The organism is Delftia sp. RIT313, from assembly GCF_000632165.1.
Classification (GTDB): domain Bacteria; phylum Pseudomonadota; class Gammaproteobacteria; order Burkholderiales; family Burkholderiaceae_C; genus Comamonas; species Comamonas acidovorans.
The window spans coordinates 80532-98653 of sequence record NZ_JFYT01000035.1; the positions used below are offsets into that span (position 1 = coordinate 80532).

Below are 18122 nucleotides of genomic sequence, written 5' to 3' on the forward strand. Positions count from 1 at the left end.
TTGTCGCCAATTCATAGCCATTGTCGTCGTGCCTAACTGAAGCGGATGTCTGATGAATCAGAAAGGATCTGAGCCATGACCGAAACCTGTCCAAAGTATGTAGAAATAGGGTGAAAGAGGCATGATTTCGAAAACACCAGAGGCGTGGATGATTGAGAATGTGTTTTCTTTTTTGTCTATTTCAGCGGAACGGATTTCTAATCTGTTGGTCGAAAGTTCAAATCTCGAAGGACTCACCAACAAAAACGCGGAAGCCGCGCTATTGTAAAAGTAGCGCGGCTTCGTTTTTTCCCCAATTGAGGAATAGAGGTCTGGGCTGCTGCCGGTTTCATCTTCCACCTTAACAAGAGGTCATCAAAACCGGCAGCAGCTCACAACGTCAACCACATGTTCAGCACTTTTTTGGAGTAGAAAACATGAAAAATTCCATCCAAGCTCCCTGTCCTCTGTGCAGCCTGACCAGTACAGCCTACTTGGAAAACTATGCCAAGTGGACGCATTTTGTGTGTCCCTGTTGTCGTGAGTTCAAAGTGAACAAGCTGGTCATTAATATGTTGCGTGCTGAATCTGTTGATGTTCGTGAGCGGCTGTCACAGGAGGCTCGGGCGTTGACGGGGAGCAACTATCTTCATATCGCTGCAGCTGAGGGCAAGTCATTGCAACCCAAGGGGCTGACTCCTTGGCGCGCAGAGGTGCGGCAGCGGCCGGTTTAATGTTCAGCCGTCCGGTCCATGCCCAGGGCTTGTCCTAAAGCGCGATACGGGTGAACACTGGAGCCATGCTTCATCTACCCACTCGGCCCTGCAGGTCAGACCTCCTAGAAGATCCTTCACGTCGTTTCTAGCTTTCTCCGCGTATCCTTCGCCGATATAGCCCAGCTTTATTAATGTCTCCAGCATAGATAAGGCCCCTGCATTCCATGCTTCCGAAACGGTTAGGGTTGTGCGTATCTCATCTGGTAGAGCTTTTGCCCAGTCATAGAATTTCATATACGTGCCTTGTCTCCGGTGTTCATACGGTGACTTTCAATGCGGCTTGCCTGCTCGCTGAAGAAAAAAGGGCCTGTTGGCCCTTTGGATTTTTATCCAGCAGATTTATTGCTGAGCCTGTTCTTGCTCAGACCGCTTTTTTTGCTGCTCGGGCGCGTGCGATCCCTCTTTCAGAGGTCGGCTTTGCTCCTGCTGCGAGGGTTGCGGTTTGTTGCCTTGTTGCTGGTTGTTGCCAGGGGTATTTTGGAAAACGGCCATGAAGAGCTCCTTGGTTATCAAAAGCCAAGATCGGCTCCTGAGGTCTAACGATGTTCCTTTTCCTAATTTTCTGCTGTAGTCAAATAGGCCAATGATTATTTAATGTGTAAGCAGCGTGCCGAAAGGCTTTTATTTTTTAGGGTAAAACTGGACCAGAATAGATTTCTGGTTTCACATAATATGTAGAAATGACGTTCGATCAGATTGCAATTGCCCTGCTGGGGTCCCTGGCAGCTTGGCTCTCCCAAGCCCGGGGAAAGAGCTGGCGCAAATGGGCGCCGGTGTTCGGAATGCTGGGGCAGCCGTTCTGGTTTTATGCCAGCTGGCAGGCCGAGCAGTGGGGCATCTTCGCCGTGTCGATCATCTATGCTGGCGCGTGGGCCCGGGGGCTGTGGGTCTACTGGATCTCGCCGCGGCGTGAGCATGGCACGGAGCCCATTCAACTGGTCCCCCGCCGCAAGCCATGCAGCCGGGCATGGCTGTAGCCGGCCGCTCGCGCGCCAGCCTTGAACGCTTTGCTCACCGTCCACTTGGTGGGCGGGGGGACGCGCGCTGTGCTCCTGATGCGCTGCACTGCCTTCAAGACCGGCGGGGCAGGGTTCCGCCAGCGGGCCGCTCCTGCGCCCTACGCTGCCCACGAGCTGGCGCGAGCAGCGCCTGGAGGCCCGCGCTGGCCGAGGCAAGGCCGCATCCAACCACTGTGGCGGTCATCGACCAGCACCAGGTCGTGCCCGCGCCGAAGACCGAGGCCCAACGCAGCCCGCGCTCGCGCGCCTTGGCCAGTTCCAGCTTCACATCCATCTGCGCCTCCAGCGCGCGGTCGCGCTCGATGGCCCAGGTGGTCAACATTGATGCCCGCGACCGCGCCGCTGTGCTGTGGGCGCTGGGCTTGCTCAACGCCACGCCAATTCTGGATTTTTGAAAGAGAACCATCTTGGAAAACAAGGCCGCGCAGATGAACCGCGACGACACACAAAAACAAGAAGTGGCCCCGCTTGAGCTGCATGGACTGGATAGCTGGCCAGTTGGAGGGCTGGCACGAGGAGGGCGCGCGGCATAACAACCCGCGTCCTGCGGGCGTCATCCGCCCGGGCAGTGGTACTTACGTGCTGCTGCGGTTTCTGCGCCAGGCCCACGGGCGCTGGTTCTGCCATTCCGAGCTGGTCCTGGTTCTGGGCCGCAGCAAGGGGGAAATTGATTGGGCATTGCAGCACCTAGTGCGTGAGGGCCAGGTGGAAAGCTGGCTCACGGAGCTGCCAGCTCGTAAGCCAGTGCTGCGGTATCGGCCAAGACTGGGCAGCACGCCACCTGACATTCAGCGTGGCTTGTAGGGAACGCCAAGATCCCATCGAGACTGCCAGTGCGCCACGTACTGCAGGGAGACCTGAGGCATGCCGCGAATGACCACTACATTCTCGGAATTGGCAGTCTCGGCTGACGGCGCGTAGTTGAAGGAGCCGGTTTCTACTGCATCGCCATCCACAATCATTGCTTTGTCATGGTGGATGTGGAAATGATCGTTGGTGCGCAGCTGTACGCCGCCGCGCACGACCAGGTCCATCGCGGCCTTGCTCGTCTTGCCTTCATTGCGTTTCTTGTCCACGACGATGCGCACGTCCACGCCGCGCTGATGAGCAGCCACAAGTGCCTGCGCAATGTCAGGAGCCTGGAAGGCATAGGCCAGCACCTGAATGCTTGTCTTGGCGCTGGCGATTGTGTCCAGCACCAACTTGCGGGCGGAACCTTCGGGTGAGAACCCTACCTGCACGCTCGACTGGGCAAAGGAGGCGATCGGCAGAGCGAGCAGAGCCGCCAGTGCAATGCGAGGAAGGTTTTTCATACGCAGATAGTGCTGCGCCCGCGCTGTCTGCGGGCGCGGCGCCACTTCAATTCACGACTGAAATTTTGAGCGTGTACGCGGACGACTTGCCCTGCCGGGCGGCCGCACGATTGAGGAAGACTCGCACACGGTAGTCACCGCTGGCGGGCAATGCGCCGGTCCAAGTGGGCCCGTCTGCCATTTCGCCGCGGAACAGCGCTTCATCGCTGCCAGGTGGGAGCACGTTGAAGTAGGTCGAGGTGGATTTTGTCTCCATCTGCACGGTCATCGTCTGCCCGGCGCCCGCGCGGACCACGTAGTCGCGCGTCTCCACCTTGTTGCCTTGGAGCTTGCCCTGGACGGTGGCGCTCGACGTGCCTTTCTTGAAGTTCACCGCAGTAGAGGGAACATCCGCCTGAGCCATCGCTGGCACTTGCACGACCGTGAGGCAGGCGACAAATGCAGCTGTGCAAATTCTGGAAAGCATGCAGGTCCTTTTTAGGAGGCGCATATCGCCCCGTTCACATACAGGCTACCAGACGATCGGGCGCATTGTGCGACAGCCTCCGACGAGCCGCCTCGCAGAGATGACGGTGCCGCCCCAAGCCTGCCACGTTCGGCAGGATGAGCAAGGAACAGAAGCAAGCCCCCCAGTGGGAGCGCATTGAGCTGGACTACAGGGGCTGGCCCCCACAACGCGCCCGTAGGACTCTCGCCACCGGAATCTTGCTCAGGGACCGACAGCCTGCAGCCCGCTGGCGGGGCACCATGCAAGCTCTGAAGAAACAGGAGCAATGAATGGCGATTTCAGAAAAGATCCAGGACCTGCGCAAGTGGGATGACTCTCGCAAGGGATTCACGGGAGAGCACTGGCTGGTGCTCGGTGCTGGCCTATTGGCTCTGCGCCACGCCCGGCGCACGGAAAGTGGCATGGGCCGTGTCGTGAGTGGTGCGCTGGGCACGGCACTGATAGCGCGGGCGGTAACCGGCCGCGATGGTGTGCTGGGAACGGCAGAGCGCTTGACTGCAAAGCCCACGCTGGCCGAGCGCCTGCAGATCGCCGCGCGCCGCCTGTAGATACGCAGACGAAGAAAAGGCCCGCAGTTGCGGGCCTTGTTTTTTGGGTCAGGGCTGCATCAACGCTGGCGGCGCATGCGACGCAGGCCGAACATTGCCAGCAGGGCAGACATCAGAATGACACCCCACTCGCTGAGCGTCGGAATGGCTGCAGCGCCGCTGGCTGGAGCTGCTGCCAGCACGGGCACGAGTGGGTCTGCGATCACGCCCACGGCAGGGTTGGTATCACCCGGGCCGTTGTCGGTGATGGTGTAGGTCACCGTGGTGCGGGCACCGTTCACGATCACGTTCAGCGCGGTCGCAGGGTCGAACCATCCGCCGGCTCCATCGGGCTTGCGGAACTGCACGCCTTCGGGGAGAGCGCTGGGATAGGTGAGGGTCATCGTCACAGATCCGGTGCAGTTTTCGGCGCTGAAAGCGAATTGACCGCTGGGCGCTTGGAGGTTCGGAGGGGTGGAGGTCACAGGTCCGAAGCCGCCGCCAGATTGCAGCGTGCAGGTGGTGCCGCCGCCGGACATCGTGGCAGACGGTATGCCGGTCATGCCAGGCACACTGCCGGGCGCGCTCACCAGTTGTAGCTTGCGCGGCGTGGCTTGTGTGCTTGCAGAGGCTGCACCGGTTGTCCCGTTGGATGCCACGACCGTGAAGTTGTAGGTGAAGCCATTGCTCAGGCCAGCCACGACGATGGGGGATGTCGTTCCCTGCTGAGTGATCACACCAGGCGCACCGGGCACGGCCGCGGGGGTCGCGGTCACGGTATAGCCTGTGATGGGGGTGCCGCCGTCAGATGCAGGTGCAGTAAAGGTCACCGTAGCCTGCCCGTCGGCTGCAGTGACGTTGCCAATGGTGGGGGCTCCGGGTGCCGCTGCATTCACCATGAAGGTTTGAGACACCTGTGATGCAGGCAGATAGCTTGCGTTACCACTTTGGTTCGCATCGACGGTGCAAGAGCCTGTGTTCACAAAAGTCAGCATGCCGCCCGACGTGACCGTGCACACGGCGGTTGTGGTTGCACTGAAGGCCACGGGCAGGCTGGAACTGGCCGTCGCGGTCAGTGTTGGCGTTGTGCCGAAAGTTTGGTCGCCGGGGTTTGTGAACGTGATGCTCTGGGTTTGCTGTCCATTCACCAGTACGCCGGTCGTGGCGCCTACGTTTGCCAAATTCAGTACAACGTTGGTGCCTCCGCTCGTCATCGTGCTCCCATTGAGATTGATGGCTGTCCCTAACGTCACTCCATTTGCATCAAAGTCACCTGGCTGCACGGTGTATATGAAAGTCAGGGTGGAGGTGTTGCTGCCACCGACGAAGTTCGCTTGCCGGACAGTTGAACCAATCGTCAAAGGAATTGACGGTGGGCCGCCAGCTGTGACGGCGACGGGAGCGCTGTAGGTCACATTGAACTGCAGGTTCTGTCCAGCACTATAGGTTCCGTTGGGAGGAACGCTTACTGATTGCACTGAGGGGGCAGCGGCCGCAAGCATGTAGCTCAGCGCGGTTTGGCAGGCGTTGGCGTCTGTGATGGTCACCCAATACTGACCGGGAGCTAGTCCTGTCGCGGTTGCCGCTGTGCCCCCGGAGGGGATCCAGGCGTAGGTGTAGCCAGGAGTCCCCCCACTCGCGACAACTGCTGCGCTACCGTTGTTGCCTCCAGTGGGATTGATCTGCGACTTTGTGCCTGATAGGGCTGCTACAGGTTGTCCAACTGTGACAGACGCAGTTCCCTGTAAGTTGTTCGAGTCAGTAACTTCGACGGTGTAAGTGCCAGCCATGAGCCCTGAGGCGGTAGCGTTTGTGCCTCCAGTGGGTGCCCATGAGTAGGAGAAGGGCGCAACACCGTTCTGGATGCTGTGGGCCGTGGCTGTGCCATTGTTTCCTCCGTAACACGAGACATTGGTATGTGATGTGGATACGTTGAGCAACTGTGCGCTGGCGGAGCCAGCAAAGGCCACAAGAGCCACGGCGCTGCCCAGTGCCCATGTGCGGAAATTCCCGGATGACATGTTGGTTCCTTTTTAGCGAACGGCTCGCTCCCTGCAGCGCTCTATACCGAACCCATGTTCGATGGCCGAATTCGTTGCAAATTGTAGAAATTTGTGTATTTTGTGTATATCACTGAAACTTGGTAGTTATTTGGATTGGGCGGCCTGGTGCTGTGGCGGTCGCCCCAAGCCTGCCAGCTTCGGGCGGATGAGCAAGCAACAGAAACAGGCGCCGCAGTGGGAGCGCGTCGAGCTGGACGCGCGCTGTCTCTAGCGGCCTGCGCGAGCAATCTGCAGATGCCGCCCGCAGACTTGCCAGCGCTCCCCCCGCATCCGTCCTTGAGTAAGCCACTGCCGTCAATGCCGTATATGAAGACTGCCGCGCAGCGTATGGGGACATGGCAGCAAAGGCTGCAGGACACGCAGCCGATGTCCAATCATTAGGTGCTGCATGGCCTGGAATATCCAAGGATTTAAATCGCGTTTAATTTCTTGGTTAGATGCTTGATTATAGGAAATCAACTAATGAATTTTTAGGTCAGAGTGTGATTTATGGTTTATCCCAAGCTCGTCAATTCCTGAAAGTGTCGCAGGATTAAATGATTCATATTGTCAGCTTGGGATTAGATTAGCTTGCGCTAGGGATGTGTTTTTTTTTGCAGATCCTCTAAGAGTGGCTAACACCAATTGCCCAGAGGGCCTCGCAGACCGGTTATGCTCGCTGCCCTCATGGCACGACGACCCGTAAGCAAAGAACTGTGGCGACAGCTACAACCCCTCATCTTGGCCTTCATGCCTTCTGCCGTTCGTGCTGCAAACAGGCATTCCATGGGAAGACCTTCCCTAATCTCGTGGGTTACGGCAGCGGCATGACGTGCTGGAGGCGCCTGCGCGACTGGAATGCTGCTGGTGTCTGGGAACAGTTGCACCAGGCCATGCTGACTCGCTTGCGTGAACATGACCAGATTGATTGGAACCGGGTCAGCATTGATAGCTCCTCGGTACCAAGCCCCCGGCGCGCCAGGAAACGGGGCTTAACCTGACTATCCATGAAACGCTGCTGAAATTGGCGGCAGCGATCATCTGCGCACGCTTCGTGGATAGGTGGTGTTAGCCACTATTAGCCCATGGCGAGAAGGTCCACGTCAGCGTTGACCTTCTCGCTGGCGGTGCTGTGTCGCAGGTCGTGGAGAAGCGGATCAATGAGGCCAGTGCATCCGCTCGTTCACGCGTGTTTTGTACAGATTTTCCTTAGCAAGCAAATAAATTAGCTAAATTAAATTCATTGAAGCGGTTGATGTGAATTATCTTGATGAACGGGTTGCAGGCTATAGTCAGACGGCTTCGCTTAATTTTCATGTCAATGGAGACGTTATGAATCGATGGATCCGCAGTGTTGTGATTTCTGCCTTTGCCTCTTGCCTGTCTGCTTACACAATGGCGGCCTTGCCTGATTCCGGTATGTGGGCAATGGATGGTGAACTGAATGGCAAGCCTGGGCGTGGGATTCAGATAGACAGGCAAGGCGGGCTGAACGTGATCGTTACCTACTTCGGATACAGAACGGATGGCTCTGCACTTTTCCTGCAGGCTGCGGGTCAGCTGAAGGATGAAAAAATCTTCGAAGGTGAACTGACGGAATACCGTGGCGGCCGCGTTCTGGGAGGGCCCGCACAGGATGGAGAGCCCGTGCGAGTCGTAGGACCTGTCCGCATTGTTTTTGATACAGAGACTTCTGCTACGGTCACTTTGCCCGGGGGGGCGCCACAGCCCATGAAGCGATTCGGCTTTGAGGACAATTTGGCCCGCATGCATGGCAAGAGCTTCAGCTACTCATCGGGTGAGGAACTGGTGATGAGTGGTTCGAGGGGGGGGCAGCTTCATATCTACGCCAAGGGAGATGTGTTCCGCATGGAGGAGGAATTTGCAGCCGGAGGGACTTGCTTTTACGAGGGACCTCTGAGGTATTCGGGAGGTGGCATCTACTCTGAGGGGCTTTTGAGCTGCAAAGGCGCTCCGTCTCGATCCGGCTTGAACATGTACAGGATTGAGAGGCTGCACGTGGACGAATACGGCGTTCTGACGGGACGGATCCATTGGAGCGGGGTGGATGCAGCCGGCCAACTCGTCCAACCGGCCAGAACGGTACTGGGCTTTTGCCATAGCAGTGCAGCCGTGATGCTGACGCCCATGCCGTGCTTGGGCGGCGGGAAAAACTACTACCAGGCTGAAAGGCATTGAAGCAATCACAGCGCGCACGCGCTGTGATCATTCCTTTCGGGGCGGATCCTCAAAAATCCGTCCCACCCCTGTGCTCAGTGCTGGCGCCGCGTTCTGGCTACGCCGACCAAGGCCAGCAGGCCCGACAGCAGCAGCAAGCTCCATTCGCCAAGCGTGGGGATGGCCTGGGCTGACGCGATTGGGGGAGCGAAGGTGATCAGAACGGATCCGTCCGCACCATTCGAATTTCCTGCGCCGCCCATGCCGGCTCCGCTGGTGGCTGCTGCGAATGTGATTCCGGCGCCGTAGCTGCTGCCTCCACCGCCAGCGCCGCCTATGTCGCCAGCGTTGCCTGCGTTCCCGCCGCCGCCGCCGCCACCCCCGTAGCCGCCGCCGCCGCCACCGGCGTTGTAGCCGCCGGCTCCTCCGCCGCCAGCGCCGCCACCGCCCAAACCGGGCCCCATGCTGCCGGCGCTGGCGCCACTGGCTCCTGGTCCTGCAGGACCCACGCCGCTGCCGCTGCCGCCTCCGTCATTGCCTGTGGCCGTGCTGCCGTCCCTGCTGCTGGTGCTGCCGCCAGCGCCTCCCGTGCCATCGGTGCCAATGCCACCGGCCCCGCCCGTGCCAGCCACCGTGCCGCCTGCACCACCGGGGTGTGCCGCGTTGCCCATCGTTCCGTTGCTGCCGTTGCCACCACCTGCGCCCACTCCCGCATTGCCACCAGAAACTCCAGCGGTGTCGTTGCGGCCGGCGCCGCCTCCGCCGCCCGCCACGGCCAGAACGGTGAGGGCGGATGTGTCGATGATGCTGCTGCTTCCACCGCCCCCTGCGCCGACAGGCCCTCCTGTGGCGCCTCCGCCACCGACGCTGATCAGGAGGTTGTTGGCAGGAGTCACCGCCAAGCTGCCTGTGCCAACGGCGCCGATGACGGTGACGGTCATGGTCGTGATGCCTGCAGGTACGGTGCAAACCTGAGGTCCGCCAGCGGCGGTGTACACCGTTCCACTGACGCAGGGCGCCGCCCAGGCCGCAGGGGCCAGGCACGCAGCGCAAGCTGCCAGAAGACGCGCATTCAATATGCCCTTGCGCAGTTCAGGCCAAGGCGTGATCCATCTTTGTTGATTCGGTGTTGTTGCTCGCATTTTTCCTCATCCCTTGGTGAATATATTTTGCGAGCGCGATGCTATGTGATGGTCTGAATGTTGTCTATTGAGGAATTACTTGATTTCGGCTTGTGGAGTTAAGTTGATGTTGTTTATATATTGATATAAGTCAATCAATAGAAAATTAAAATGCATTGAGTTTGAGATTATTGGATTTTATTTGTTTGGATTTATTTTCCAGCTGAATGCCAATAAACCGTCATGGTATGAATCAACGGCAATTAGCTCTGCTATTTTTGGTTTTCCTATGCAAAGCACAACGCAAAATCAATATTGAGGCATCAGTGCGCGAGCCCATGGCCTGTGCCTGGGTTGATTCTCACAATCCAAGAAACTCAAACGGCACCGATTCCTGAAAATTCCGCGTGGCATCGCCCGAGAATGTGTGGTCCTGATCCGGTCCCAGGTCGAGCTTGAGCACCTTGCCTGTTTGCTTGCTGAAGTCCAGCGCCTTGAGATCCACCCAGAAGGTATTCGGTGTCAGGGCCGACTCGAAGAAATAGAGCTTGCGCTGGTGGTCGAACACGGTCCGCCAGCGGGTGGAGGAGATATTGGGCTCCTCCGGCGTATTCAGGCCGTAGGGGACCGAGGCGTTGCGGATCACGCTGAAGACGCTGGCAAGCGCCTTGTTGGGGTCCGGGCTTTTGGGGATCGCGTTGACGTAGAACGATGCACGGGCAAAGCGGTCAGCGGCCCGGTTGGTGCCGGGCAGCATGGTGGTGCCGCCCACTTGCTTCCAATAGGCGTTCAGGGCCAGTTGCTGATCAAAGGTCGGCGAGTTGGTCATGACCTGGTATTCACGGCCGTGGTGTATCACCTGCCGGCCGTTGATGTATTCGACGATCGCGCTGTCGCCGCTGGCGTCGGACATCGAGAGGTGCAGCGTTGTCAGGCGGTTCTCTCCGGGCACGTTGTCCGAGACGATGGTGAAGGGCTCTTTCTCCAAAGCCGCGACGGCTTCCTTCACGGTGGCGAAGTTGTCCAGCACATACTGCGCCCAAGCCGCAATGGTCAGGCCGGGTTTGCTGCCTGCGCCGAAAGCGGGGTATTGGGATTCCACGAGCCATAGCAGGTTGGCATTCAGGCCGGCCTCATTGACTCCATCGGTGGTGGACACGTCATAGCCCGAGGTGACAACGCTGCCGTACCTGGAAGTCCAGCGCAGGGAATTGGGGCCGGCCTTGCCGCTGCGCTCCATGCCGCGCGGCAGTACCCAGAGATTGCTGACGATGTCGCTTTTCCAATCCATGGAGCGTGCCGTCACGACCTGGCCATTCGCCCCCAAATAGACAAGGCGGGTACAGGCCCAGGCGCTGGAAAGGGCTGTAAGCCCGGCAAATACCACCAGCAATGCGCCCACGACGGGACGAATCTGCAATGTGCTTTTCTTCACGGGAAATTCCTTTGTAAGCAAATGGACTGGCGCAGTGTAGGCGGCAGGCATTTGCATCCAGAGTCGGATAAAGCCGCATTGGAGACGGCCAGGGCGATGGCCGATGGTTTTATGGGCGTGGTGCAGGCAACGGCACGCGTGCTGGCAGCACGGTCAGATGGCGTGGCTGAGCATGGGGCTGGCCAGCATTGCCACGGCAAAGGAAATGGCGCAGATGGCGGACCACAGAAAGACGAGGAAGAGGTGTCGCATCAGAAGGTTCTCGGCAGTTCGGTGGCGAATGCGGCCCGCAAGGCGCGCAAGCCCCGCGCGTACAGGCGTCCCAGGGGCGAGCGTGGCTCCATGCGCAGCAGCAAAGGCTGGTTGCCGCGCACGGGAAAGGCTTCCAGCAGGCTGCGGTGGTAGCGGGCATCCGGGTCCGGGTTGAAGCTTTCTGTCGGAACGACTCGACTCATCTTGTATCTCCGTCACATGATTTGGAGAGGTTTCTGGGTACGTGCTCTCCTATGGGCTCTATTTCAATTGGTTGCGCGGTGTTTCTGTGCGGGCCAAGGCTGAGGTCGCATGTAGGCCGCGCCTGTACGCCGTGTATGTGTTTTGCGGACGCGCTGTGCGCTGCGTCCTCAGGCCTCGCAGGGGTGCGAGGAGTGGCCTGCAAGCCTCTTTGCGGCGGCTTGCCGTGCCTAGAATTCCTGGTCCCCATTTCATTTGTTTGCCAGGAGTTCCATGTCGTCCCTTGTTCCTCCGCTTCAGATCCGGCCTGTCACACAGGCGGATCACCACCAATGGCTTCCTCTCTGGCAGGGCTACAACGCCTTTTATGGGCGCGCTGGCGAGACGGCGCTGCCCGAAGGCATCACACAGGCCACCTGGGAGCGCTTCCTCAATCCGCTGGAGCCGGTGTTTGCGCTCGTGGCGGAGAGCGAGGGTGAGCTGGTCGGCCTGGCGCACTACCTGTTTCATCGCAGCACCACGCGGCTGGAGCCGGTGTGCTATCTGCAGGATCTGTTTGCCGATGCGCGGCGGCGCAAGCAGGGCATTGGCAAGTCGCTCATCCGTGCGGTCTATGCGCAGGCTGCGCAGGCGGGAGCGCGCCGCGTGTACTGGCAGACGCAGTCCTCCAACGAGGCGGGCCGCGCGCTGTATGACCAGGTGGCCGAGCACCGGGGCTTCATCGTCTACGGGCACGAAGTGCAGGGCTGAGGCTGACGCTTTGTTGTCGGGTAGGCGGCCTGGATACGAAACCTGTTGAAACAGCGGGCGTGCGCTGCCGCTGCAAGGCCTGCGGGCAGCCCGGCAACCCTAGAATCACGCGTTGTCCTATCGCTGCTAGCGCTGCACCCCATGTCCAATCTCATCGTCCACGGCGGCACGCCTTTGCGCGGCCGCGTCGTTCCCTCCGCCAACAAGAATGCCGTGCTGCCGATTCTGTGCGCCACGCTGCTGACCGATCAGCCGCTGCGGCTGCATGGCGTGCCGGACATCACGGATGTGCGCAAGATCCTCGACATCTTCCGCACGCTGGGCAGCGAGGTGCAGCTGGACGAGACCACGCGCACGCTGCAGCTGCACCACCGCGACACGCGCTTTGACGCGTCCTCGCACCGCCTGCCCGAGGAAATGCGCTCTTCCATCATGCTGGTGCCGCCGCTGCTGGCGCGCTTTGGCGTGGCGCGGCTGGAGGACAACGTCAAGGGCTGCACGCTGGGTGTGCGCGAGATCGATCCGCACGTGGACATCTTTCGCTCCTTTGGCGGAGAGGTGGAGCGCGCCAGCGGCTCCCTGCTGATCCACAGTGCCGCGCCGCTCAAGGCCGTGCGCCACTGGCTGGACTATGCATCGGTCACGGCCACGGAGAACTTCGTGCTGTGCGCCGTGGCTGCGCAGGGCGAGTCCATGCTGACCAATGCGGCCTGTGAGCCGCATGTGCAGGAGTTCTGCCGCTTCATGGTGATGATGGGTGCTGATATTGACGGCATCGGCACCTCGCGGCTGACGGTGCGCGGCGGTGCGCCGCTGGGCGGCGGCGATTTCACCTTCGAGGAAGACTTCCACGAGATCACCACCTTTCTCGCGTTGGGCGCGATCACGGGCGGCGATGTGGAGGTGCGCAACAGCACGCCGGACAACTTTCCGCTGATCGACCGCACCTTCGCCAAGTTTGGCGTGCAGGTGGAGCACAAGAACGGCTGGTCGCGCGCGCTGCGCTCGGGGCCGCTGAAGGTGCAGACGCCTTTCACCAGCAATGTGCTCACCAAGGTGGAAGCCGCTCCCTGGCCGTACTTTCCGGTGGATCTGCTGCCCATCTTCATTGCGCTGGGTGTGCATGCGCAGGGCAATGCGCTGTTCTGGAACAAGATCTACGATGGCGCGCTGGGCTGGACGGGCGAGCTGTCCAAGTTCGGTGCCCATGTGTTTTCTTCGGACCCGCACCGCGTGGTCACCTTTGGCGGCAATCCGCTGACGCCGGCCGTGGTGGAGAGCCCCTACATCATCCGCGTGGCGATTGCGCTGTTCATGGTCGCCAGCAGCATCGAGGGTCGATCGGAGATCCGCAACGCCACGCCGATTCGCCGTGCGCATCCGCACTTTGTCGAGAACCTGCGCAGCCTGGGCGCGCGGGTGGAGTGGACCAACGAGGAGTGAGATCAGGCGGCGATGCGCAGGCCGCTATGCCTGCGGCGCCGCATCCGAGAATCTCTTGGCCGCCCTGAGCAGGTAGCTCACGGCATAGAGGATGGGGTCGTCCATCTCGTCGTCGTTCACGCGGTCAATGATTTCCAGCAGGCCTTGAAGGTCGGCCGACATCTGCGGCAGCACGCTGCTGGCCAGCGCCTCGACCGGCTGCTCTGCAGCGGCACGGTCTGCCTTGAGGTGGTAGCTGCGCAGCAGGTCGTGGACACCGACCACCATGGCGCGGTTGGATCTTTCCACATGCATTTCCAGCACGCTCAGCGCCGCGCTGATGTGGCATAGCGCATCGGTCGCCAAGCTCTCCGGATCGGGCGCTCTGGCGAGGGCCTGCGCAAGGCGCGCGGAGGCGGGCATGTCTGTGTCCGGCATGGTTGTGTTCTTGCGCAATAGGTCTGGGGTTCAGGGCTCGTACGCACGAGCATCGGCACGGGCATAGGCATGGGTGCTGGCTTGCCCGGTCCTTGGTCGGGCCGATTCAAATGTTATGCCAACTTGGAATCATGTCAACTAGGCATGAATCTGAATTTGCATCTGGCAGGTACCATCGCCCAATGCAACGAAAACCCTTTCCCAGCGAAACCCAGGAGCGCTTCATCGTCCGTTTCCCGGATGGAATGCGCGATCGCATCTCGGAAGTGGCAAAGGCAGGCCACCGTTCCATGAATGCCGAAATCGTTGCCCGCATACGGCGCAGCTTCGAATTGGATGAAGCCGGCGACACGGCCCAGGCCGGCCCGGACCTGGATGTGGCGGAGTTGAAAAAGGAAATCGCGCGCCTGTGCCGCTTGCTGCAAGAACACAAGGACGCCGCTGCAGGCCTGTTCGAGGCGCACAAGGAGGCCGTGGTGACCGAAGCCCTCAAGCGCCTGCGCTCCGAAGCGGGTGAGGCTGCGTCTTTGCCCAAGGCCACGGGGGATGGCGCGCAGGCCGCCCGTCGCACCAGCAAGAAGACCTGAGGCTGTAGGCCTCAGACCACGCGTATCGTTGCAGCGCGCTGTCGCGCGCCCCGGTTTGTCACGCGTATCGTTGCGTTGGGTGTTAAACAACCTATCCCTTTTTGAAGGCTCTTGCAGCAAAGGACGCAACTATGAACACGGATCAGATCAAGGGCACGCTCAAGGATGCCGCAGGCAAGGTGCAGCAAAAGGCTGGCGAGTTGATCGACAGCCCCGAGCAACAGGCCAAGGGCATCGCCAAGCAGGTCGAAGGCACGGCCCAGAAGAAGCTGGGTGATGTGAAGGAAGTCTTGAAGGACGCGAAAAAATAAGGCATTCACCCTGCCTTTGCGAACAAGCCCGCCACACCCTGGCGGGCTTTTTCTTTTCCACGGGTTTCGACGAATGGGCGTGCGAAGAAGGCGCTGCGCGCTTCCTGTTTCAGACGGCCTGCGGCACCCTGCGCCCAGGGTCCGTGGCCACATGCACGCGGTCGCGGCCCGCCTGCTTGGCGGCATACAGCAGGCCGTCGGCGCGCGTCAGCGCATCGGTCAAGGCGGTGTTGGCGGCCACGGGTGCGATGCCGAAGCTGATGGTCACCCGCTGGCCGGCCGCCAGCACATAGCCGTCCGCGCTGAGCTGGGCGCGTATGCGCTGGGCCACGAGCTCGGCCTCCTGGGGCGTGGTGCGCATCAGCAGCAGCACGAATTCCTCGCCGCCAAAGCGTGACACCAGATCGTCGTTGCGCACGTGTTGCTGCAGGGTCTGGGCCACGACCTGCAATACACGGTCTCCGCAGTCATGCCCCCAGCTGTCATTGATGCGCTTGAAGTGGTCTATGTCGCCTATCAGCACGGAGATCGGGGCCATGTGCGGATCGGCCAGGCGCAACTCGGCTGCCTCCTGGAAGGCGCGGCGGTTGAGCAGGTTGGTCAGCGAGTCGTGGTTGCGCTCCTCGCGCAGCGCGGTGAAGACATCGCGCACCGTGCACGCCAGCAGCATGAGGGTGAACAGCAGCGCAAACGACAGCGTGCTGACCAGGGTCACCAGCCAGTAGGTGGAGCGTGCAATCTCATTGAGATCGGTGCTGCCCAGGGCCAGCACCAGCAGCGGCCGGGCAGCGGTGTAGCCGGCAAACACCACGTAGGACCAGTAGAGCATTCTCTCCAGCCAATCCTGAGGTGGCCGGCGCCGCAGCATGGCGGGCGCCGGCAGCATCTGCAGCAGGCCCAGGCCGGTGTTGAGCCAGTGCACGCGCACCCACAGATCGACCTGGACCCGGCTGTAGTAGTACAGCGCAGCCAGGACGACGGCGCCTATGAGCAGCCCCAGCAAGGGATGGGCCGAGACGCCATAGCGCCCCGCCATGCAGCGCGCGAAGCACCAGGTGCCGAACAGATACATGGCGCCCGTGAACACGGCCCAGTGGTGCAGTTCTTCCGGGGGTGCAAGGCTTTGCCAGGCCAGCGCCAGAGAAACCAGGGCGTATCCGCCCGCAATCCACAGCAGGTAGCGCTGGCGCCGCTGCACCAGCCAGCACACGGCCAGCGTGCAACTGAGCAGCAGAATGCTCAGCGGCGCAATCAATACATAGAGGCGATCGGTATCGAGTGACACATCCACAGCGTGTTATGCACTTGCAGGTGCGGGTGGCGACAGCTTCGCGATTGCGGCATTGAATGGTGCTGCATACCGAAGCGCCGGTCCATTTTGCATCCGTTGCCACGGCGCTTGCGGCCGCATGCGCGCATGTTCTGCGTTGTGCACGGCTGGCAATATCGGGCCTATCCGTGCGGCGGCCTCAAGTCCCGGGCATTTGTGACGAAAAAGCAGGTCATCTTTTCCGGATTGGTGGCCTATGCCGATATGGCAAGGCGTTGCGCCGGAAAACGGTCGCCGCTGATGCGCGCGGCCTGTTGTTTCACCTTTCCTGTATTCGGTTTTTCCGACGAGAGTGCTACGAATGAAATTTGATCAATGGAGCGTGTCCGCCAAGCTTTGGGGCACGCTGGGCGGCTTGCTGGCGATGATGCTTGCGGTATCGCTTTGGGCACAGTTTGCGGCGGCTCGCGCCATGGACCACGGCATGCAGACGCTGTCCGAGTACGAGAGCCGCATCAGCCTGGCCATTCAATGGAAGGGCGCAACGGAGACCACGGGCGAGCGGGTGCTGGCCAGCAATGCCTCCACCGATGAGGAACTGACCCGCCTGCTCGACGGCCGGGTCAAGGAAGGCTCGGCACTGATCACCAAGCTGCAGGCCGAGATCGTCAAGGGCGCCAGCGATGCCGACAAGGCGGCGCTGGAGCGCATTGCAGCCATCCGCACCGAGGTGCTGGCACTGAACAAGCGGGCGCGCGAGATCAAGTTGACCGGCGATGCAGCGGCATTCCGCGAGTTCGTCCAGCAGCAGTACCTGGGTGCCATTGGCCGCTACGTGGACTCGCTGGAAGTCTTCGTGCAGCTGCAGCGCAGCCAGCGCGATGCAGCCCGCGAGCAGGCCCAGGCCGCCCGGCAGCAGGCCAGCGTGCTGGCCTGGATCGTCCAGGGCGTGGTCCTTCTGGCGGGCCTGGCCCTGGCCTTGGCGCTGACGCGGGCCATCACCCGCCCGCTGGAACGCGCCGTGCAGCTGACGGACGCCATCGCCCAGGGCGACCTCACGGTGTCGGCCGATGACAGCCGCAAGGACGAGTTCGGCCACCTGCTGCGCTCGGTCTCGGGCATGGCGGCGCGGCTGCGCGGGCTGGTGACGGAGGTGCGTGACAGCGTGCATTCCATCTCCACCGCATCCACCGAGATTGCCGCGGGCAACCACAACCTGTCTTCGCGCACCGAGCAGACGGCGTCCAATCTGGAGGAAACGGCCGCCAGCATGGAGCAACTGACCGCCACCGTGGGCCAGGCTGCCGACACCGCGCGCCAGGCCAATCATCTGGCCGGCAGCGCCGCCCAGGCCGCCGAGCGCGGCGGCGCCGTGGTGGGCCATGTGGTGGCCAGCATGGATCGCATCGGCGACAGCGCGCGCCGCATCTCCGACATCATCGGTGTCATCGACTCCATTGCCTTCCAGACCAACATCCTGGCGCTGAACGCTGCCGTGGAAGCGGCCCGCGCAGGCGAGCAGGGCCGCGGCTTTGCCGTGGTGGCCGGTGAAGTGCGGGCCCTGGCCCATCGCAGCGCCGAGGCCGCCAAGGAGATCAAGGTGCTGATCAGCACCTCGGTCGATGCCGCGCAGGAAGGCTCGGCCCAGGTGGCCCAGGCTGGCCAGGTGATGGATGACATCGTGGGCAGCGTGCGCAAGGTCTCGGACATGATCGGCGAGATCACGGCATCTTCCACCGAGCAGCGCGACGGCATTGGCCAGGTCAACCAGGCAGTCAGCCAGCTGGACCAGATGACGCAGCAAAACGCGGCTCTCGTGGAGGAGTCCGCAGCGGCGGCCGCCGCCCTCAGCGACCAGGCGCAGCGCCTGTCGGGCATGGTGGCCGTGTTCAAGGTGGGCCATGCCGTGCCAGCCTTGCATTGATCAGCACCAAGGCGCAATGACACACGCAGAAAAAAGGACCGCCCGAGGGCGGTCCTTGAAGAGAAAAGC

General features: G+C 61.1%; 21 protein-coding genes and 2 pseudogenes. 12 read left to right on the forward strand and 11 right to left on the reverse strand.

Annotation, left to right across the window (positions count from 1 at the left end):
* Nucleotides 1–57 precede the first annotated feature (57 nt).
* On the reverse strand, nucleotides 58–339 hold the full coding sequence (locus tag BW39_RS30865; protein WP_152547190.1) for a hypothetical protein: 282 nt from the start codon (nucleotides 337–339) through the stop codon (nucleotides 58–60).
* Nucleotides 340–416: 77 nt separating this feature from the next.
* Here BW39_RS30865 and BW39_RS30155 point away from each other — a divergent pair, with 77 nt between their 5' ends.
* A complete protein-coding gene (locus tag BW39_RS30155; protein WP_225614168.1) occupies nucleotides 417–713 on the forward strand; it encodes a hypothetical protein in 297 nt (98 codons plus the stop codon).
* Between the two features lie 381 nt (nucleotides 714–1094).
* Here BW39_RS30155 and BW39_RS31495 read toward each other — a convergent pair whose 3' ends face one another.
* Nucleotides 1095–1247, reverse strand: coding sequence for a hypothetical protein (locus BW39_RS31495; protein ID WP_155737659.1), 153 nt, complete (start codon nucleotides 1245–1247; stop codon nucleotides 1095–1097).
* Between the two features lie 188 nt (nucleotides 1248–1435).
* On the opposite strand from BW39_RS31495, the gene BW39_RS07840 reads away from it, so the two are divergent.
* Nucleotides 1436–1732, forward strand: coding sequence for a hypothetical protein (locus BW39_RS07840; protein WP_043820910.1), 297 nt, complete (start codon nucleotides 1436–1438; stop codon nucleotides 1730–1732).
* A gap of 215 nt (nucleotides 1733–1947) precedes the next feature.
* Entirely contained in the window at nucleotides 1948–2169 is a 222-nt protein-coding gene (locus BW39_RS31500) for a hypothetical protein (RefSeq protein ID WP_043820912.1), read from the forward strand.
* Nucleotides 2170–2562: 393 nt separating this feature from the next.
* On the opposite strand, the gene BW39_RS07850 is transcribed toward BW39_RS31500, so the two are convergent.
* The gene (locus tag BW39_RS07850; RefSeq protein ID WP_043821141.1) at nucleotides 2563–3087 is read right to left on the reverse strand and encodes a phospholipase D family nuclease; all 525 of its coding nucleotides are present in this window, start codon (nucleotides 3085–3087) and stop codon (nucleotides 2563–2565) included.
* 46 nt (nucleotides 3088–3133) lie between these two features.
* Nucleotides 3134–3553: a hypothetical protein gene (locus BW39_RS07855; RefSeq protein ID WP_034398464.1), complete on the reverse strand. Its 420-nt coding sequence runs from the start codon at nucleotides 3551–3553 to the stop codon at nucleotides 3134–3136.
* A 311-nt stretch (nucleotides 3554–3864) separates the two neighbouring features.
* On the opposite strand from BW39_RS07855, the gene BW39_RS07860 reads away from it, so the two are divergent.
* Nucleotides 3865–4143, forward strand: coding sequence for a hypothetical protein (locus tag BW39_RS07860; RefSeq protein WP_043781835.1), 279 nt, complete (start codon nucleotides 3865–3867; stop codon nucleotides 4141–4143).
* Nucleotides 4144–4202: 59 nt separating this feature from the next.
* Here BW39_RS07860 and BW39_RS30165 read toward each other — a convergent pair whose 3' ends face one another.
* Both BW39_RS30165 and BW39_RS32270 read right to left on the reverse strand, forming a co-directional pair.
* Entirely contained in the window at nucleotides 4203–5669 is a 1467-nt protein-coding gene (locus BW39_RS30165) for an IPTL-CTERM sorting domain-containing protein (protein WP_235264164.1), read from the reverse strand.
* 60 nt (nucleotides 5670–5729) lie between these two features.
* Nucleotides 5730–6143: pseudogene (locus tag BW39_RS32270) on the reverse strand (hypothetical protein); the annotation flags it as partial.
* 708 nt (nucleotides 6144–6851) lie between these two features.
* Between BW39_RS32270 and BW39_RS31635 the strand changes: the two are divergent.
* Nucleotides 6852–7156: pseudogene (locus tag BW39_RS31635) on the forward strand (transposase); the annotation flags it as partial.
* Nucleotides 7157–7421: 265 nt separating this feature from the next.
* Complete coding sequence (locus tag BW39_RS07870) at nucleotides 7422–8363, forward strand: hypothetical protein (protein WP_235264165.1); 942 nt, start codon at nucleotides 7422–7424, stop codon at nucleotides 8361–8363.
* A 74-nt stretch (nucleotides 8364–8437) separates the two neighbouring features.
* Here the strand turns inward: BW39_RS07870 and BW39_RS32155 are convergent, their stop codons facing one another.
* From BW39_RS32155 to BW39_RS07885, 3 genes are all read right to left on the reverse strand, one after another.
* Nucleotides 8438–9283: an IPTL-CTERM sorting domain-containing protein gene (locus tag BW39_RS32155; RefSeq protein ID WP_268749022.1), complete on the reverse strand. Its 846-nt coding sequence runs from the start codon at nucleotides 9281–9283 to the stop codon at nucleotides 8438–8440.
* 541 nt (nucleotides 9284–9824) lie between these two features.
* The gene (locus BW39_RS07880; protein ID WP_043820916.1) at nucleotides 9825–10898 is read right to left on the reverse strand and encodes a linear amide C-N hydrolase; all 1074 of its coding nucleotides are present in this window, start codon (nucleotides 10896–10898) and stop codon (nucleotides 9825–9827) included.
* 251 nt (nucleotides 10899–11149) lie between these two features.
* Nucleotides 11150–11353: a hypothetical protein gene (locus tag BW39_RS07885; protein ID WP_012205304.1), complete on the reverse strand. Its 204-nt coding sequence runs from the start codon at nucleotides 11351–11353 to the stop codon at nucleotides 11150–11152.
* Between the two features lie 271 nt (nucleotides 11354–11624).
* Between BW39_RS07885 and BW39_RS07890 the strand changes: the two genes are divergently transcribed.
* Both BW39_RS07890 and BW39_RS07895 read left to right on the forward strand, forming a co-directional pair.
* Entirely contained in the window at nucleotides 11625–12101 is a 477-nt protein-coding gene (locus BW39_RS07890; RefSeq protein WP_012205305.1) for a GNAT family N-acetyltransferase, read from the forward strand.
* A 141-nt stretch (nucleotides 12102–12242) separates the two neighbouring features.
* Nucleotides 12243–13544, forward strand: a complete 1302-nt coding sequence (locus tag BW39_RS07895; RefSeq protein ID WP_043820918.1) for a UDP-N-acetylglucosamine 1-carboxyvinyltransferase — start codon at nucleotides 12243–12245, stop codon at nucleotides 13542–13544.
* 24 nt (nucleotides 13545–13568) lie between these two features.
* On the opposite strand, the gene BW39_RS07900 is transcribed toward BW39_RS07895, so the two are convergent.
* The gene (locus BW39_RS07900; protein ID WP_034392958.1) at nucleotides 13569–13961 is read right to left on the reverse strand and encodes a hypothetical protein; all 393 of its coding nucleotides are present in this window, start codon (nucleotides 13959–13961) and stop codon (nucleotides 13569–13571) included.
* Nucleotides 13962–14143: 182 nt separating this feature from the next.
* Here BW39_RS07900 and BW39_RS07905 point away from each other — a divergent pair, with 182 nt between their 5' ends.
* Complete coding sequence (locus BW39_RS07905; RefSeq protein ID WP_043820919.1) at nucleotides 14144–14548, forward strand: Arc family DNA-binding protein; 405 nt, start codon at nucleotides 14144–14146, stop codon at nucleotides 14546–14548.
* Between the two features lie 131 nt (nucleotides 14549–14679).
* Nucleotides 14680–14859 (forward strand): CsbD family protein, encoded by a 180-nt coding sequence (locus BW39_RS07910; RefSeq protein ID WP_012205309.1) that lies wholly within the window; start codon nucleotides 14680–14682, stop codon nucleotides 14857–14859.
* 109 nt (nucleotides 14860–14968) lie between these two features.
* Here BW39_RS07910 and BW39_RS07915 read toward each other — a convergent pair whose 3' ends face one another.
* On the reverse strand, nucleotides 14969–16144 hold the full coding sequence (locus BW39_RS07915; protein ID WP_235264166.1) for a GGDEF domain-containing protein: 1176 nt from the start codon (nucleotides 16142–16144) through the stop codon (nucleotides 14969–14971).
* Nucleotides 16145–16276: 132 nt separating this feature from the next.
* Between BW39_RS07915 and BW39_RS30875 the strand changes: the two genes are divergently transcribed.
* Both BW39_RS30875 and BW39_RS07920 read left to right on the forward strand, forming a co-directional pair.
* Nucleotides 16277–16501: a hypothetical protein gene (locus tag BW39_RS30875; RefSeq protein ID WP_152547192.1), complete on the forward strand. Its 225-nt coding sequence runs from the start codon at nucleotides 16277–16279 to the stop codon at nucleotides 16499–16501.
* Nucleotides 16491–18053, forward strand: a complete 1563-nt coding sequence (locus BW39_RS07920; RefSeq protein ID WP_043820923.1) for a methyl-accepting chemotaxis protein — start codon at nucleotides 16491–16493, stop codon at nucleotides 18051–18053. The genes BW39_RS30875 and BW39_RS07920 overlap by 11 nt, the downstream gene beginning before the upstream one ends.
* Nucleotides 18054–18122 lie beyond the last annotated feature (69 nt).